General features: G+C 65.8%; 15 protein-coding genes. 5 read left to right on the top strand and 10 right to left on the bottom strand.

What is annotated here, in order from left to right; genetic code table 11:
* Window positions 1-3: 3 nt before the first annotated feature.
* From VSR34_RS01995 to VSR34_RS01965, 7 genes are all read right to left on the bottom strand, one after another.
* A complete protein-coding gene (locus VSR34_RS01995) occupies window positions 4-1,056 on the bottom strand; it encodes an ABC transporter ATP-binding protein (protein ID WP_342961733.1) in 1,053 nt (350 codons plus the stop codon).
* Window positions 1,053-2,015 (bottom strand): ABC transporter permease, encoded by a 963-nt coding sequence (locus VSR34_RS01990; RefSeq protein WP_342961732.1) that lies wholly within the window; start codon window positions 2,013-2,015, stop codon window positions 1,053-1,055. The genes VSR34_RS01995 and VSR34_RS01990 overlap by 4 nt, the downstream gene beginning before the upstream one ends.
* 28 nt (window positions 2,016-2,043) lie before the next feature.
* On the bottom strand, window positions 2,044-2,868 hold the full coding sequence (locus VSR34_RS01985; protein ID WP_028210111.1) for an ABC transporter permease: 825 nt from the start codon (window positions 2,866-2,868) through the stop codon (window positions 2,044-2,046).
* A gap of 20 nt (window positions 2,869-2,888) precedes the next feature.
* On the bottom strand, window positions 2,889-3,947 hold the full coding sequence (locus tag VSR34_RS01980; protein WP_342961777.1) for an ABC transporter substrate-binding protein: 1,059 nt from the start codon (window positions 3,945-3,947) through the stop codon (window positions 2,889-2,891).
* Between the two features lie 180 nt (window positions 3,948-4,127).
* Window positions 4,128-5,213 (bottom strand): LacI family DNA-binding transcriptional regulator, encoded by a 1,086-nt coding sequence (locus tag VSR34_RS01975; protein ID WP_342961731.1) that lies wholly within the window; start codon window positions 5,211-5,213, stop codon window positions 4,128-4,130.
* Between the two features lie 1,049 nt (window positions 5,214-6,262).
* Window positions 6,263-6,535, bottom strand: a complete 273-nt coding sequence (locus VSR34_RS01970) for a hypothetical protein (RefSeq protein ID WP_028210109.1) — start codon at window positions 6,533-6,535, stop codon at window positions 6,263-6,265.
* Between the two features lie 345 nt (window positions 6,536-6,880).
* The gene (locus tag VSR34_RS01965) at window positions 6,881-7,129 is read right to left on the bottom strand and encodes a hypothetical protein (RefSeq protein WP_028210108.1); all 249 of its coding nucleotides are present in this window, start codon (window positions 7,127-7,129) and stop codon (window positions 6,881-6,883) included.
* 468 nt (window positions 7,130-7,597) lie between these two features.
* Between VSR34_RS01965 and VSR34_RS01960 the strand changes: the two genes are divergently transcribed.
* The 5 genes from VSR34_RS01960 (at window position 7,598) to VSR34_RS01940 (ending at window position 11,384) form a co-directional block, all read left to right on the top strand.
* Entirely contained in the window at window positions 7,598-8,212 is a 615-nt protein-coding gene (locus VSR34_RS01960; RefSeq protein WP_028210106.1) for a glutathione S-transferase, read from the top strand.
* A 235-nt stretch (window positions 8,213-8,447) separates the two neighbouring features.
* Complete coding sequence (locus VSR34_RS01955; RefSeq protein ID WP_028210105.1) at window positions 8,448-8,666, top strand: hypothetical protein; 219 nt, start codon at window positions 8,448-8,450, stop codon at window positions 8,664-8,666.
* A 368-nt stretch (window positions 8,667-9,034) separates the two neighbouring features.
* Complete coding sequence (locus VSR34_RS01950; protein WP_028210104.1) at window positions 9,035-10,453, top strand: FAD-containing oxidoreductase; 1,419 nt, start codon at window positions 9,035-9,037, stop codon at window positions 10,451-10,453.
* A gap of 23 nt (window positions 10,454-10,476) precedes the next feature.
* Window positions 10,477-10,854, top strand: a complete 378-nt coding sequence (locus VSR34_RS01945; protein WP_028210103.1) for a cupin domain-containing protein — start codon at window positions 10,477-10,479, stop codon at window positions 10,852-10,854.
* A 41-nt stretch (window positions 10,855-10,895) separates the two neighbouring features.
* Window positions 10,896-11,384: a metallophosphoesterase family protein gene (locus VSR34_RS01940; protein WP_028210102.1), complete on the top strand. Its 489-nt coding sequence runs from the start codon at window positions 10,896-10,898 to the stop codon at window positions 11,382-11,384.
* A 70-nt stretch (window positions 11,385-11,454) separates the two neighbouring features.
* Here the strand turns inward: VSR34_RS01940 and proP are convergent, their stop codons facing one another.
* The 3 genes from proP to argA form a co-directional block, all read right to left on the bottom strand.
* Window positions 11,455-12,933 carry a glycine betaine/L-proline transporter ProP gene (gene proP, locus VSR34_RS01935; protein ID WP_154671172.1) on the bottom strand — a complete coding sequence of 493 codons (1,479 nt, stop codon included), beginning with the start codon at window positions 12,931-12,933 and terminating at the stop codon, window positions 11,455-11,457.
* Window positions 12,934-13,594: 661 nt separating this feature from the next.
* Window positions 13,595-13,870, bottom strand: a complete 276-nt coding sequence (locus tag VSR34_RS01930) for an oxidative damage protection protein (protein WP_028210100.1) — start codon at window positions 13,868-13,870, stop codon at window positions 13,595-13,597.
* Between the two features lie 46 nt (window positions 13,871-13,916).
* On the bottom strand, window positions 13,917-15,302 hold the full coding sequence (gene argA / locus VSR34_RS01925; protein ID WP_028210099.1) for an amino-acid N-acetyltransferase: 1,386 nt from the start codon (window positions 15,300-15,302) through the stop codon (window positions 13,917-13,919).
* Between the last annotated feature and the right edge of the window lie 5 nt (window positions 15,303-15,307).

The raw sequence follows: 15,307 nt of genomic DNA, 5'->3' as shown, positions 1-15,307 counted from the left end.
GTTTCAGGCGAGCGCAATCAGCGCTTCAGCGGCGATGGAGATGCCGACCGGCGTGCCGTGCGCGAGCTCGACGCGGCCCGGCACGTCGACGAGCAGCGCGTCGGGCGCGGCGCCGCCGATCGTGAGGCGCGTGCGCTCGCCGAGAAAGGTCGCCCGTTCGATCACACCGCGCAATTGCGCGGCGGCCGGGTCGACGAGCGTCGCGTCTTCGGGGCGGAAATAGAGTTCCGCGATGCCGGCGGTGTCGTCCGTCTTTTGGCGCGCGACGGCTCCCACCGCGCCGCCATTGGTGCGCAGCATGCCATCTTGCCATTGTCCTGCGATACGGTTGAGCGTGCCGATGAATTGCGCGACCGCGCGGCTCGCCGGCTGGTAGTAGATCTCGCGCGGGGTGCCGATCTGCTCGATGCGCCCCGCGCTCATCACCACGATACGGTCGCCCAGTTCCATTGCCTCGGCCTGGTCGTGCGTGACATAGACGGTCGTCACGCCCAATTCGCGCAGCAGCGCGTTCATCTCGCCGCGCAAGGTGTCGCGCAGGCGCGCATCGAGCGCCGTCAGCGGCTCGTCGAGCAGCAGCACGCGCGGGCGCGGCGCGAGCGCGCGTGCGAGCGCGACACGCTGGCGCTGGCCGCCCGAAAGTTGATGAATGGGCTTGGTCGCGTGCGCTTCGAGCCGCATCATCGCGAGCAGTTCGTCGACGCGAGCGCGTGCGTCGGCGGCGGGAACGCGCTGGATCTTCAGGCCGTAGCCGATGTTGCCGCGCACGTCGAGGTTGGGAAAGAGCGCGTAGTTCTGGAACACCATGCCGACTTTGCGCCGCTCGATGGGCTGCGCGGTCACGTCCTCTTCGCCGAAGGCGACGCGGCCGCCGGCATCGGGTGTTTCCAGTCCCGCGATCATGCGCAGCGTGGTGGTCTTGCCGCAGCCGGAAGGCCCGAGCAGCACGAGCGTTTCGCCCGCGCCGATCGTGAGATCGAGCGGTTCGAGCACACGCGTGCCGCGAAAGGTCTTTGCGCAGCGCGTGAGCGAAATCGGAATCGGTTCGAGTTTCATTCGGAGTCCTTGTTGTTCTTTTGCGTACCCGCCACACGCCGCCTGGCGGATGGTTTTCCGGACGCACCGGGCACCTCCACGCCGAGCCATTGCATGGCCACGAGCAACGGCATGGTCATGAGGAAGAACAGAATCGTGTAGGCGCTGCCCAATTCGATGCGCAGCGACGCGTAGGTATCCGCGAGGCCGACGGGCAGTGTCCTGGTGTCGGGCGTGTGCAGCATCCAGGTGAGATTGAATTCGCCGATCGAAAGCGTGAGCACGGCAAGGGCGCCCGCCACGATGCCGGGTCGCGCGTTGGGCAGCACGACTGTCGTGAAGCGCTGCCAGAAGGTCGCGCCGAGGCTCGCCGCGCCTTCTTCGAGCGTGCGCAAATCCGCCGACGCACACACGGCCGCTACGGGGCGCACCATGAACGGCAGCGTGAACACGACGTGACCGACGACGATGAACGCCGCGCTCATGCGAAACGCGCTGAAGCCGCCGTACACCACGAGCAGCGCGAGCGCCGAGGCGAGGCCTGGTAGCGCCACGGGTAGCACGAGCAGCTCTTCGATCACACGCGAGAGGCGTGTGCGGCTGCGCGCGAGTGCATAGCCCGCAGGCACGCCGGTGACGAGCGTCACGGCGAGCGTGGCAGCGGCGACTTCGAGCGAGAGGAACACGCTCCCGTGATACTGCGTCCAGACCTCATCGAGCCAGCGCAGCGTGAGTCCGCTCGCCACGCCGCGAAAGTAGTTGACCGTGAGACCCGCGACGATCGACATCACCACGGGCACGATGAGAAACGCGCAGGTGGCGAGCATCACGAGCCATTGCGCGCACGCGAGCCACGCACGCGCCGAGGGCAGGGCGAGCCGGCGCGGCGCGCCTGGCGGGCTATCCGGCGCGTCGTGTGCCTCCTGCGCAGTTTGCATGGCTCGAGTGCCGGGCGTGGCGGGTTTGGCGAGCGAATTCATTTGGGAGTCCTCGAAAACCGCGGTGCGCTCATGCCGTCGCTGCGACGGCCGCGCCTGTCACGTTGCGCGCCAGCGTGAGCACCGCCCACGTGACGAGGCCGAGCACGATGGAAAGGCCGGCGGCCGTCACCATGTTGGCGTTCAGGGTGAACTCGGTATAGATGGTCATCGGCAGGACGTCGATGTCGGTGGCGAGCGTGAAGGCCGTGCCGAACGCGCCCATCGCGGTTGCGAAACAGATTGCACCCGCGGCGACGAGGCCGGGCGCGAGCGCGGGCAGGATCACGTCGCAGAGCACGCGCCACGACGATGCGCCCAGTGAACGCGCGGCCTCTTCGAGCGAGCCGTCGAGCTGGCTTGCGCAGGCCATGACCGTCACGATCACGCGCGGAATCGAGAAGTACAGGTAGCCCGCGAAGAGCCCGGCCATCGAGTAGGCGAAGACCCAGCGCTCGCCGGCGAGGCGCAGCGAAAGCGCGCCGATCAACCCCTGGCGCCCCGCGAGCATGATGACCATGAAGCCCACGACGACGCCAGGAAACGCCAGCGGAAAGGTGAGCAGCGCAACGAGCGCGCGGCGGCCCGCGAACGCGTGCCGCGCGAGCAGGAGGCCGCAGATCGTGGAAATCACTAGCGTTGCCGCGGTCACGGCGGCCGAGAGCGCAATCGTCGCGCCAAGGCTTTTCATATAGCGGCCGTTCGTTAGCAGTGCGCGGTAAGTCTCGATCAGATGCCCGTCGGCGCTCACCTGCACGAGCGCAACCATGGGCAGCAGCCAGAACGCGAGGAAGACCGCGAGCGCAGGCGCGACGAGCGCGATGCGCCAGCGCAGCGGGAAAGTGAGGTCATGCATGGTCGTGCGGGGCTCGGGTCTCAGTGCATGATCTGCAGGTAGCGCTCGCCGAAGGCTTGCTGCTGGGCCGCCATCCTGGCGAAATCCACGCTTTTCGCGCGTGCGTAGTCGGTCGCGGGCAAGAACTTCGAGGCCGCTTCGGGCGAGAGCGCGCTGGCCCGCACCGGGCGCAGCCAGGCATTGGCCCAGAGCTTCTGGCCTTCGTCGGAGAGCACGAAGTCGAGCACCTTCTTGCCGTTGGCTTCGTGCGGCCCGTTCTTCACGAGACTCATGACGTAGGGCACGGAAATCGTGCCTTCCTTCGGGATCACGAATTCGACGTTCGCGTGATCCTTGTACTTCGCGCGGTAGGCGTCGAAGTCGTAGTCGAGCAGGATCGGGATCTCGCCCGAGAGGACGCGTGCGTAAGCCGTCTGCTTAGGCACGATGGGCTGATTGGCCTTGAGCTTGCTGAACCAGTCGAAGGCCGGCTGGAAGTTGTCGAGCGAGCCGCCCAGCGCGAGATTCACGGCTACGGCGCCCGCATAGCCCACGAATGCGCTGGACGGGTCGAGGTAACCGACCATGCCCTTGTACGCGGGCTTGAGGAGGTCGGCCCACGAGCGCGGCACCGGCTTGCCTTCCAGCGCGTCCTTGTTGACGAAGAAGCCCAGCGTGCCCGAATGGATCGCGAACCAGTAGCCTTGCGGGTCCTTCAGGTCGGCGGGAATGTCGTTCCAGTGCGCGGGCTTGTACGGTGCGATCACGCCCTTGTCCTTCGCCTGAAACGCCGACGAGACACCGAGGTAGACCACGTCGGCGACCGGGCTTTTTTGCTCAGCCATGAGTTGCGCGATGGACTGGCCGGAGTTCTTGTTGTCGAACGGCACGCGAATGCCAGTTTCTTTATGGATGGCCTGGATCTGGCTCGCCCAGTCGGCCCACTCGGGCGGGCAGTTGTAGCAGATCGCAGTCTGTTCTGCCTGCGCGGCGAGCGGCGCACCGAGCGCGGCAAGACCGGCCACAAGCGCTGCAGTGCTTGCGGCGGCCCTTGCGGCGCTTTTCGCTGCAGAGGGCAGCGCGCAGGACAGGCGCCTCATGCGTTGCAACGGCGCGGCGAGCGCGCGCAGGACGGCGCGCGCGGGCGAAGGCGAAAGCGGGCCGGTAGATGCGAATCGTCGGATCACGGCGGGTCTCCAGATCGGTCGGAAAACGTGCGGTTTGATGGAGGCCGCGTGCGTGCGCGGCCCGGATGGTCTTTTCTTCTGCGGCGCGAGCGCTTACGAAGGCGCGTCGCCGGGTTCGAGATCTCGGTTGGCCAGTCCGTTGGCGCGCGCGACATGCATCGCATGAGCAGCCCGTCCATGCGCAATCGCGGCGATGGTGCCGCCCATGCGCAGCGTATGCGGCAGCGTATGCGCGAGCGGACCCTCGTACTGGCCGCCGATGCGCGCCATCAGGCACTGCCATGCTTCGCGGCCGATCCCGCGGTTCGGCGTGCCGATGCTCGCGAGTGGTGGCGCGAGCAGTTCGCTCATCGCGAGGCCGTCGAAGCCGAGAATCGACATGTCCTGCGGCACGCGCAGGCGAGCGCGGCGCAGTCCGCGCATCACGACCATCGCGAGCAGGTCGTTGCTGCAGAAGAGGGCCGTGGGGCGTGCGGGCCCGCTCGTCAGATGCGCGAGCACCGAGGGCGCGAGTTCGTCCGCGTTGAAATCGATCTCCAGCGCCGGCGCGGGCGCAAGGCCTGCCTGTTGCATTGCGTGGGAATAGCCCGCATGGCGCTGACGTGCGCGGTCGGAGGCGGCCAGCGTGCCGGCCAGCATGAGGATGCGGCGATGGCCATGCGCGATCAGCGCGCGCACGCCGTCGCACGCCGCCTGGTGGTTGTCCACCGATACCGAAGGGCGACGCTTCGTGTCGTTATGCATCAGGACGTAGAGCGGGCCGTCTGCATCGAGCTCGTCGAGCAGCGGGTGGGTGTCTGCGTCCGCCACGGTCAGGATCAACCCTTCGACCCGTTGCGCGCGCAACGTTTCGATCGCGTGACGCTCGCGATCGGCGTCGTACTGCGTGGTCATCAGCATGAGGCGAAAACCCTGCGCCGCGGCGAGTTCGTCGATGCCCTGCAGGCACTCGGCGAACACGGGGTTGGCCAGCGTGGGCAGCACGACGCCGATCAGGCGGGTGCGCTCGCCGCGCAACTGGCGTCCGAGCGGATTGGGGCGGAACTTCAGCGCGTCGATCGCTTCGCGCACGCGCGCGAGCGTGACGGGGTTGACCGTGTGAGGCGCATTGATCGCGCGTGAGACAGTGGCAATCGAGAATCCCGCGTGGGCGGCGACATCCTTGATGGTTGGCGTCATGCGAGGGGCCCCGGCTCGTTGTAAACGTTTTCGATAGGGCCGATTATGAAAAAGGCGTATGACCTGCAGATGACGGACAGGCAGGCAAAGGACCGCCGGCGCGGATCGTCTGGCCCCGGGGAGCCCATTTGGGACGCGTGCCGGGCAATGGTAGAATCGCGTCCGCCCTGCCGGGGTGATGAAATTGGTAAACATAGCGGACTTAAATAACGATTGAGTGCCCGACCGGAAACGGCCGGTGCAGAACCCCTCAAATTCGGCGAAACCCCTGGGCCTCGAGGCGCATAACGCGCGAGGCGCCGAGGCAACGCCGAGCCAAGCCGGCCGCGGCGTAACACTGCGGGCCCGGAAGGTGTAGAGACTAGACGGGGGGCGCCTAAGGCGGCGCGCGGCGTGCAAACGCTGCACGTGGCGACGGCGAAGGCATAGTCCAGCGCACGAACGCTCGCCCATCATGGGTAGGGCGGCGTCGAAAGACGCAGTGTGACGAAAATCCGCCGCCTAACGGCTTGCCGGTTCAAGTCCGGTCCCCGGCACCAGATGTCCTTTCAGCGGATTCCGCTGGATTCAGAGAACCCGCGACGGCTCAACGCTTCGCGGGTTTTTCACTGGCGCGGCGCATCGAATGCGGACGCACGGCGGCGTGCCTGCGGCAAAGAAATAAGCGGAAGAAGACGGCGATGCCTGCCGGAAGAAAACCGGTCAGTTGCGGAGGCTTGCAGTGCGAAGCTCGGTCGAGCGCTGTGCCGAAAAGAGGCGCTTGCGCGCTCAACGATTACCGATTTTCCCGGTATGAGGATTGATCAGCCGTGCAAACCCGAATAACGCCGCGATACCGAATGGGCAGGCGATGAAAAATGCGGTCAACATGACGCGCCTCTAAGCGTAACAAAATGTATCGTCAGTCTAGCGCGCCCATGCGGATTGAGTATCAGGGTGAACGACAACAAACTATTGCGGTTTAGCAAAGAGGTGGGGCGACGAGGGCTGGCATGTTTGACAGGAAGGCCCGTCCGGCGGGGCTGGCGCCGAAAGCGTGAAGCGCCGCCTCAGATGCAGTCGAAGATTACCTCTACTGTCTGAGTTGTCACGCCATGCAGCCCTTCGCTGTGAATTTCCACGGTGTGCAACTGCTTTTTTTGCTTTTCGCAGTAGTCTTCTGCCTTGTGGAGCCCGGCCGTGCGCACGCGGTTCCAGGAAACGATATCCCAGCGTGCACGGCTCGTGACGGTGAGATGCCCGTCCTGTCTCGAATTAACGGCGGTCACCGATGTGCACGCCGAGAGGAAACTGACTCCAAACAACAGGACAAAACCTTTCATACATTCTCCGTGGTCCGCGAGCATTCTCGCCGCCAACCATCGGCATTGGCAACACAAAAGGAATTCGAGGCGAGAGCAACCGGATCGCTCCGCGTTTTTTGACGCTCGGGAATTTACGGGCAGGACACCCGGAAACAGGCAGGACTATTCGGTGCGGGGCATGGAATAGTGCCCCGCGGTGGAAGGCGATTAGCCCTGTGTGCCCGTGCGGTGCCCAAGGTTGACCTGACGGACCATGCGCGGCCGCGGCAGGTGCCGAAGCAACCATCGCGCGCGTGGCTTCGCGCGCCGCGCTGTCAGCCGGCACGTGCCGGGCTAACGTGCGCCTCCCGCAGCCCCTACCTCTTAGTCGTGGGCGATCAGGTCGCCGACCTGTCCTTGGCCCGACACGAGGCACGACGAGAGGAAGTTCTCGCTCTGGCTGCTTGCGCCGCGCTCGCCGAATCCTCGTACGAGCGCTTCCGCTTTGACGAGTGCGGAGCCCTGGGCGCAGGTGAGCGAGCCAGCCTCGTGAGCCTGCACACGTGTCATGGCACGGTTCGCGAGGAGGAGGGCGAGGATGATGACGATGCCAACATTGAATGCTTGTCTCATGATTTCGTCTCCTTGTGCATTGAGACTATCTCAGCCGTTCGGCGTCCGAATCCAGGAGTTTCCCGGCCATGCACCGCAGCACATGTGGCGCGCCGAAACGCGCTTTCATGCGATCTGCGTAATGCTTCGGCATCCTGCGCTTGACTCCCGCGGGTGGCTGCGCCTTGAGCGGCGCGGCATCCCGAAGCAGCGTTTCCGTGAGAGGGCGGAGCGCTGCATTGCAGCAATGCCGCGACGCATCAGTCCGGACGTCAGGTAACGAATGTAGTCCCGTTGCGCGGAGAAGAGAGCGTGGCACATCGACACGGTGCGTTTTTGCACAACGAGCCGCGGGACGGCGTCATATGACACCGTTTGCTGGTGGTCCCAAAGCAGGGTGTCGAAAACACTCGAGACGCCGCTTGAAATGGGGCGGCGCTTACTGCAAGATCGACGCCCCACCCCTTTTTCCAGGATGAGGTAAACCCCATGCAGTTGATCGGTATGATGGACTCCCCATATGTGCGTCGCGTCGCGATTTCGCTGCATGTCCTCGGGCTCGAGTTCGAGCACCACAGCATTTCGGTATTTCGCCAGTACGGCGAATTTGCCCGGATCAACCCGGTCGTGAAGGCGCCCACGTTCATCGACGACGATGGCACCCAGCTGATCGATTCGACGCTGATTCTCGACTATCTGGACCGCAAGGTGCCTGCCGCGCGGCGGCTCATGCCGGAGGAAACGCAAGAGCGCGCGTTCGCACTGCGCGTGAACGGTTTCGCGCTCGCGGCCATGGAAAAGACGGTGCAGCAGGTCTACGAGCGCGAACTGCGTCCCGCCGAGCGCCAGCACGAGCCGTGGTTCGAACGCGTGAACGCCCAGATGCACGCGGCGTGGGCGGTCCTCGAGCAACTCGTCGCGGGCCGCGGCGGCTGGCTGTGCGCGGGCCGCATCACGCAGGCCGATATCACGGCGGCCGTCGCATGGCGGTTCAATCAGCACATCTTGCCCGGTTCCGTGGATCCCGCACGGTACCCGGCGATCGCCGCGCTCTCCGCGCGCGCCGAGACGCTGCCGGAGTTCGTCGCCACGCCCCTCGTCTAGAGGCGGACGCGCGTTGGCGAGCCACATCGCGCAATGCGTCGCAAGGAGGCACTGCGGCCGGCCGGCGAAAGTGCCGCGCCGAGCCCGGTGCCGGCGCACCTGTTCCCATTGTTCGCGATTCTTGACAAGTGACTTCGCGGACGAGCCATTTATCAGCGCACGCTGCATTCATACAATCACAAACATCGAATGGCCTTACGTCACCAGGACGCGGGGCGTGCAGCGGGAGCGGGTCATGAAATCCTTTATCGAACGACAGTTGTATCAGCCTGCGCTGGTCCTGCCGATGGTGGACTTGATGCAGATGATGGTGTCGCTCGACTTCAACATGGGGCAAGTCGGGCTGATGATGGCTACGCGCGGTGCGCGCGCCGCATTTCAGCGCTCGCGCGAATTGTGGAGCGCAGACCGCGATGAAGTCGCGGCTGCGCATTGCGCGCATTGCTCGCATTGATCCGGCGCCCGGATCGCGCGGGCGAGCGACTGCACGCCGGTTTGCCCCACGGTAAGACCAAGCCCCAATAACGCATTCACCGAACGCCTGACGCAAGCGCGCAGTGCGTTCGACAGTCCCCCTGACGCGCAGCGGCTTCGCCCGTTTGCTGTTGTGACGTCACCCTGTGAGCCGCCTCGTCGTGCGAGGCGGCTCTTTTTTTTTGCGCCTGCGTCATTCGCCTTCGCACTGCACGCGGAGGCACACCATCACGCTGCGCGCCGTTGCCATTCGGCGCGCGTAAGATGGCGCGAGCGGCCGCGTCTGGCGGATGTGCATTGCGGGGCGGCATCCCGGCTCAACGCGTGACAACGGCAAAGGAGAGCGGCATGGCACAACGATTCGATGCGATCGTGATCGGCACGGGGCAGAGCGGGCCGCCTCTCGCCGTGCGGCTCGGGCAGAGCGGCCGCAAGACGGCTGTGATCGAGCGCGCGGCGTTTGGCGGCACCTGTGTGAACGTGGGGTGCACGCCGACCAAGGCGTATGTCGCTTGCGCGCGTGCCGCCCACGTTGCGCGGCACGCGGCCGACTTCGGCGTGCGAATCGGCGGTGGCGAACTGGCGAGTGGCGTGCCCGCAGGCAATGTTCACGTCGACCTCGCGTTCGTGAAGGCGCGCAAGGAGCGCATCGTCGGGGCTTCGCGTGACGGGGTCGAGCGCTGGCTGCGCGAGGCGCCGAATGTCACCGTGTTCAAGGGTCATGCCCGCTTCTCAGGCGCGCATGCGGTGCGCGTGAGCACCCACGACGGCGCCCAGGCCGATCTCGAAGCACCCGAAATTTTCATCAACACGGGCACGCGCGCGCAGATCCCCGCCATTCCGGGCCTCGAAACAATTCGCTACGAAACCAACTCGACGCTGCTCGCGCTCGAGCAATTGCCCGAACATCTGGCGATCTGCGGCGCCAGCTACGTGGCGCTCGAATTCGCGCAGATGTTCCGCCGATTCGGCAGCCGCGTGACGGTGCTGGTGCGCGGGCAACGCATCCTCTCGCGCGAGGATGAAGACTTTTCGCACGCCGTGCAGGACCTTCTCGCGCGCGAAGGTGTGGCGTTTCGTTTCGGCGCGCAGCCGCGCAGCGTGGCGCCGCTCGAAGGCGACGCAGGCGTGCGCATCGCGCTCGACAGCGGTCCGCTCGATGCTTCGCACCTGCTGTTCGCGACGGGACGCGTGCCGAACACCGACGACCTGGGCCTCGACGCCGCGGGCATCGAGACCGACACGCACGGGCTCATTGCCGTGGATGGCCAGTTGCGCACGGCCGTGGAAGGCATCTGGGCGCTCGGCGACGTGAACGGCCGCGGTGCGTTCACGCACTCGTCATACGACGACTTCCAGATCGTCGCGGCGAATCTGCTCGACGGCAAGGCGCGCAGCGCCGACACCCGCATTCCCGCGTACGCGGTGTATGTCGATCCGCCGCTTGCCCGCGTGGGGTTGAGCGAGCGCGAAGTGCGCGAGCGCGGCAAGCCTGCGCTCATCGCCACGATGCCGATGTCACGCGTAGGCCGCGCGCGCGAGCGCGGCGAAACCGGCGGTTTCATGAAGGCGATGGTCGACCCGCAGACGCAACGCATCCTCGGCGCGGCGATATTCGGCATCGAAGGCGACGAGGCGATCCACACGTTCATCGACACGATGACGGCCGGCGCGCCCTACACGACGCTGCAATACGCGATGCACGTGCACCCCACCGTGAGCGAACTGGTGCCGACCTTGCTCGACGGCCTGAAACCCCTCGCTTGAAACCAACACGTGAGTGCTTCCGGATGAACGAACCGCTAACCGCCGCATTCGGCAATCTATTCGCAGGCATCGTCCACGACGCGGACAAGGAGCGTCTGGATACGCTCGTTTCGCGCGATGGGCTGTCGATCGAGCGCATCGTCTCGACGGGGCAGGCGAGCCCGCCGGGCTTCTGGTACGACGACGCGCGCGAGGAGTGGGTGGTGCTGCTCTCCGGCGCGGCGACGCTGGCGTTCGAGGATGCGGCCGTGCCGCCGCGGCGCCTGCTGCCTGGCGACTATGTGCACCTGCCGGCGCATTGCCGCCACCGCGTGTCCTGGACCGATCCAACCGCGCCGAGCGTGTGGCTGGCGGTGTATATCGGCGCGGGAGCGAATGAGAACGACGACGCAAAGGCGTGAGCGCGGCGATAATCGCTGTTCCATAGCCGAGCCGTTCCGCCATGTCCGCGAAACACCCGCTGCGTCCGCTGCACGTTGCGCTGGTTGCCGATACGCACAATCTGCTGCGCCCCGAGCTCCTTGCATTCGTCAAGGGCTCGGACGCGATCGTGCACGCTGGTGACATCTGCGACGCGGCTGTGCTCGACACGCTCGCGGCCATCGCGCCGCTTACCGCAGTGCGCGGCAACAACGATCGTGGCGCGTGGGCGGAGGCGCTGCCCCTGCAGACCACGGTGGAACTGGGCGGCGTGCGGCTCGCCGTGGTACACGAACTGGCCGATCTGCAAGGCAATCCCGCTGTTGAAGGCATTGCGCTCGTCGTGAGCGGGCATTCGCACAAGCCAGCGCTCGAAACGCGCGATGGCGTGCTGTTCGTGAATCCCGGCAGCGCGGGGCCGCGGCGCTTCAGGCTGCCCGTCTCGGCGGCGATGTTGACGATAGCAAGCGACGGCGCACTGCACGTCGAGCACGTCAACCTCGTCGAATAGCGCTGTCGGGCCAGCAAGAAAAAAGGCCAGCACGAAGCTGGCCTTTCGATGCGGGCGGTTTAATCCCGTATCAGGCGCGCACGGCACGCACCGCGTCGGCGAGGGCGTATTCCTCGTCGAGTTCGCGCGCGAGACGCGCGCCGCGCAGCACCGCATGCGCTTCCGACTTGCTGCTGACGCTCGGCGCCGAACCCGGCAGCGGACGGCGCGCCGTTTCGGGCATTGCGAGCACCGAGACGATGCCGATCACCGCCGCGCCCATCAGGTAGTACGCGGGCATCATCAGATTCTGCGTGTGCTCGACGAGCCACGCCGCCACGAGCGGCGTCGTGCCGCCGAACAGCGACACCGACACGTTGAAGCCGATGGCGAGCGCGCTGTAGCGGATCGCGGTCGGGAACAGCGCCGGCAGCGCCGATGGCATCACGCCCGTGAAGCACGAGAGCAGCGCGCCGAGAATCAGGAGGCCGAAGAATACCGGCAAGAGCGTACCCGTCTGGATCAGCGTGAGTGCCGGGATCGAGAGCAGGATGAGCCCCACGCAGCCCCCGAGCATCACGGGCTTGCGGCCGACGGCATCGGACAGGCGCCCGAGCGCGAGCGTCATCGGCATCATGAGGACCATCACGATGAGCACGAGGAAGAGGCTATGCGTCTCGTTGAAGTGCAGCGTGGCCGAGAGGTAGCTCGGCAGGTACGAGAGCGCCATGTAGTCGGTCACGTTGAAGATCAGCACGAGGCCCACGCATAGCAGGAAGGGGCGCAGATGGCGGGTGAGCAGCGCGTGCAGCGTGAGCTTCGGGCGCGCGTGTTCCTCGGCTTCGCGCAGTTGCGCTTCGCGCTTGAACGCGGGCGTTTCTTCGAGCTTCGTGCGGATATAGAGACCGACGAGGCCGAGCGGGCCGGCGATCATGAACGGCACGCGCCAGCCCCAGTCGAGCAGCTGCTCGTGCGAGAGCATGGCCGTCAGCAGGGCAACGGTGCCCGCGCCCAGGACGTAGCCGATCAGCGTGCCGAACTCGAGGAAGCTGCCCAGGAAGCCGCGGCGCTTGTCGGTGGCGAACTCGGCGATGAAGGTCGCCGCGCCGCCATATTCGCCGCCTGTCGAGAAGCCCTGGACGAGACGCGCCACGAGCAGGAGCGCGGGCGCGGCAATGCCGATCGAGTGGTACGACGGGATCAGCCCGATCGCGAAGGTGCCGCAGGCCATCATGATCATCGTCATCGCGAGCACGCGCTGGCGGCCGATACGGTCGCCCAGCGGCCCGAACACGATGCCGCCGATCGGGCGCACGAGGAATGCGGCCGCGAACGTGCCGAACGTCGCAATGAGCTGTGCTGACGCGCTGCTCGAGGGGAAGAACACCTGGCCGAGCGTGACGGCGAGGTAGCTGTACACGCCGAAGTCGAACCATTCCATGGCGTTGCCGAGCGCCATGGCGCCGACGGCGCGTTTGAGAAGGCCCTGGTCGACGATCGTGATGTCGTCGACAGTGAGGTCGGCGTATGCCGCCGGTGTGGCGGAAGTGGAAGCGGTCAAGGTCTGCATCTCCAATGACTGCGACGAGCGTAAGACGAGGCTCGCCACGGTTGCCGGAGAGTACCGTTTCGGGTTAGCGACGACATTTCGCGCACCGCGCGTCGCCGGATGGCGGCCGCTGCTGTGCCGCGCCAGGCAAGAGGCGCACGAAAGCAATGCTGAAGCGCCGCGAAACGACACTCGGACGAGTTGTGTTTAAGCGTTGCGCCTGCGTGGCCGTGGAAGGGGGGCAGGGCACATGAGGACGCTGGACCGGCACGGGGGTGCCCGGTAAAGCGCCGTTGAAATCAAAAAGCAGCCCGCGTTACGGAGCGTGTCTTTCTGCGATGTGTGCACTCGGGGCGATGGCGTTCTGCCGCGATACGGGAAGTGCCGCCGCCGCAACACTGACGAATGCCGATTGATGGCTATTTGATGGAATAGCCTGTTGAACGAGGCCCAATGGTAGCATGATCGCCGAAGATCCTGCAAATCGCTTGCCAGGCGGGGTTCCTCGAAGCGGGCCAGATGCCCGTGTGGCGGGCGATTGCGCCGATTTCATGGAACCGTTTCCTGCGCCTGCAACGCGCATGAAGCACATAAAAAAACCGCGCCCGGGGCGCGGTTTTCGGTCGGCTGTGCTGCGCCACCGACTGGCGCAGAGCACTTCCTGAGAGAGTTCCAGCAGGCCTTAGCCTTCGGTCGGCGGCACATAGCCGGCGGCCTGGTCGGCGCCTTCGCCGAAAAAGTACTTTTCCGTTTGCTTCATCAGATACTGACGTGCGCGCGGATCGGCCATGTTCAGGCGGTTTTCGTTGATCAGCATGGTCTGCTGCTTGAGCCACTGCTGCCACGCCTCCTTCGAGACGTTTTCGTAGATGCGCTTGCCGAGTTCGCCGGGCAGCGGGGGAAAGTCGAGACCCTCGGCTTCCTTGCCGAGCTTCGCGCATTGAATCATACGGGCCATGCTGTGCTTCTCCTTGATCGTATGTGGGGGTGGCGTGAGCGGGCGCTCAGAGCTGTTTCATCAGCACGAGCGACTTGCGCTGCCAGTTGTAGAGCCGCCGGCGGTCTTCGGGCAGGTCGTCCACCGTTACCTTGACGAAGCCGCGCTTGAGGAACCAGTGTTCCGTGCGCGTGGTGAGCACGAAAATGCGGGTGAGGCCGCGTGCCCGCGCGCGCTGTTCGATGCGCCGCAAGAGCCGCTCCCCGTCGCCGGAGCCTTGCGCCTCGGGCGAGACCGTGAGACACGCCATTTCGCCGATGCGCTCCTGCGAGTACGCGTAGAGCGCCGCGCAGCCGAACAGCACGCCATCGTGCTCGATCACCGAGAAGTGGTCGATGTCGCGCTCGATCTGGTGGCGGCCGCGGCGCACGAGCGTGCCGTCGCTTTCGAGCGGCTCGATCAGCGTGAGAATGCCGCCGACGTCATCGGGTGTGGCCTCGCGCAGGCTTTCCAGGTTCTCGTACGAGATCATGGTGCCCACGCCGTCGTGCAGGAACAGTTCGAGCAGGACGCTGCCGTCGAGCGCATAAGGAATGATGTGCGCACGGCCCACGCCGCCGCGGCAGGCGCGAATCGAGTGCTTCAGATAGAAGCCCGCGTCGCCGAGCACGGTGCCGCTTTCCTGCAGCTTGTAGGCGTCGTCGAGCGACATTTCGCGGATCAGCTCGCCATCTTCGTCGATCAGGCCCGGCGTTTCGGTGAGGAAAATGATCTTGTCGGCGCGCAGCGCAATGCCCGCCGCCGAAGCGACATCTTCCATCGAGAGGTTGAACGCCTCGCCCGTGGGCGAGAAACCGAGCGGCGAGAGCAGCACGAGCTTGCGGCTCGCGAGCGAATGGCGGATCGAATCCGCGTCGATCTTGCGCACGACGCCCGTGTGCTGGAAGTCGACGCCGTCGAGAATGCCGACCGGTCGCGCCGTCACGAAATTGCCCGACACCACGCTGATGTGTGCGTGCGCCATCGGCGTGTTCGGCAGACCCTGGCTGATCGCGGCCTCGATGTCGAGACGCACTTCGCCGGCCGCTTCCTTCGCGGACTCGAGCGCGCGGGCATTCGTGATGCGCATGCCGTGCGAGAACTCGGATTCGACGCCGTGCAGGCTCATCTGCTCTTCGGCCTGCGGGCGCGAGCCGTGCACGAGCACGATCTGGATGCCCATGGCCTGCAGCAGCGCGATGTCGGCGACGAGCGCGTTGAGCAGATTCTGGTGGACGACCTCGCCGCCGAACGCGACGACGAACGTCTTGCCCTGGAACCTGTGGATGTAGGGCGCGACCGATCGCATCCAGTCGACGAACTGCGCGTGCTGCGCGAGGATCTGCGAGTCGGGATCCGCAGCGGCGGCGGGCGCGCTGTCGGTGGCGGGGGCGAGGTCGGTTTGGGAATTCATGCCCG

The organism is Paraburkholderia sp. JHI2823 (assembly GCF_038900695.1).
Taxonomy (GTDB): domain Bacteria; phylum Pseudomonadota; class Gammaproteobacteria; order Burkholderiales; family Burkholderiaceae; genus Paraburkholderia; species Paraburkholderia mimosarum.
Note: the sequence above shows the minus strand (reverse complement) of the source record. Positions and strands in the feature narration are given on the sequence as shown.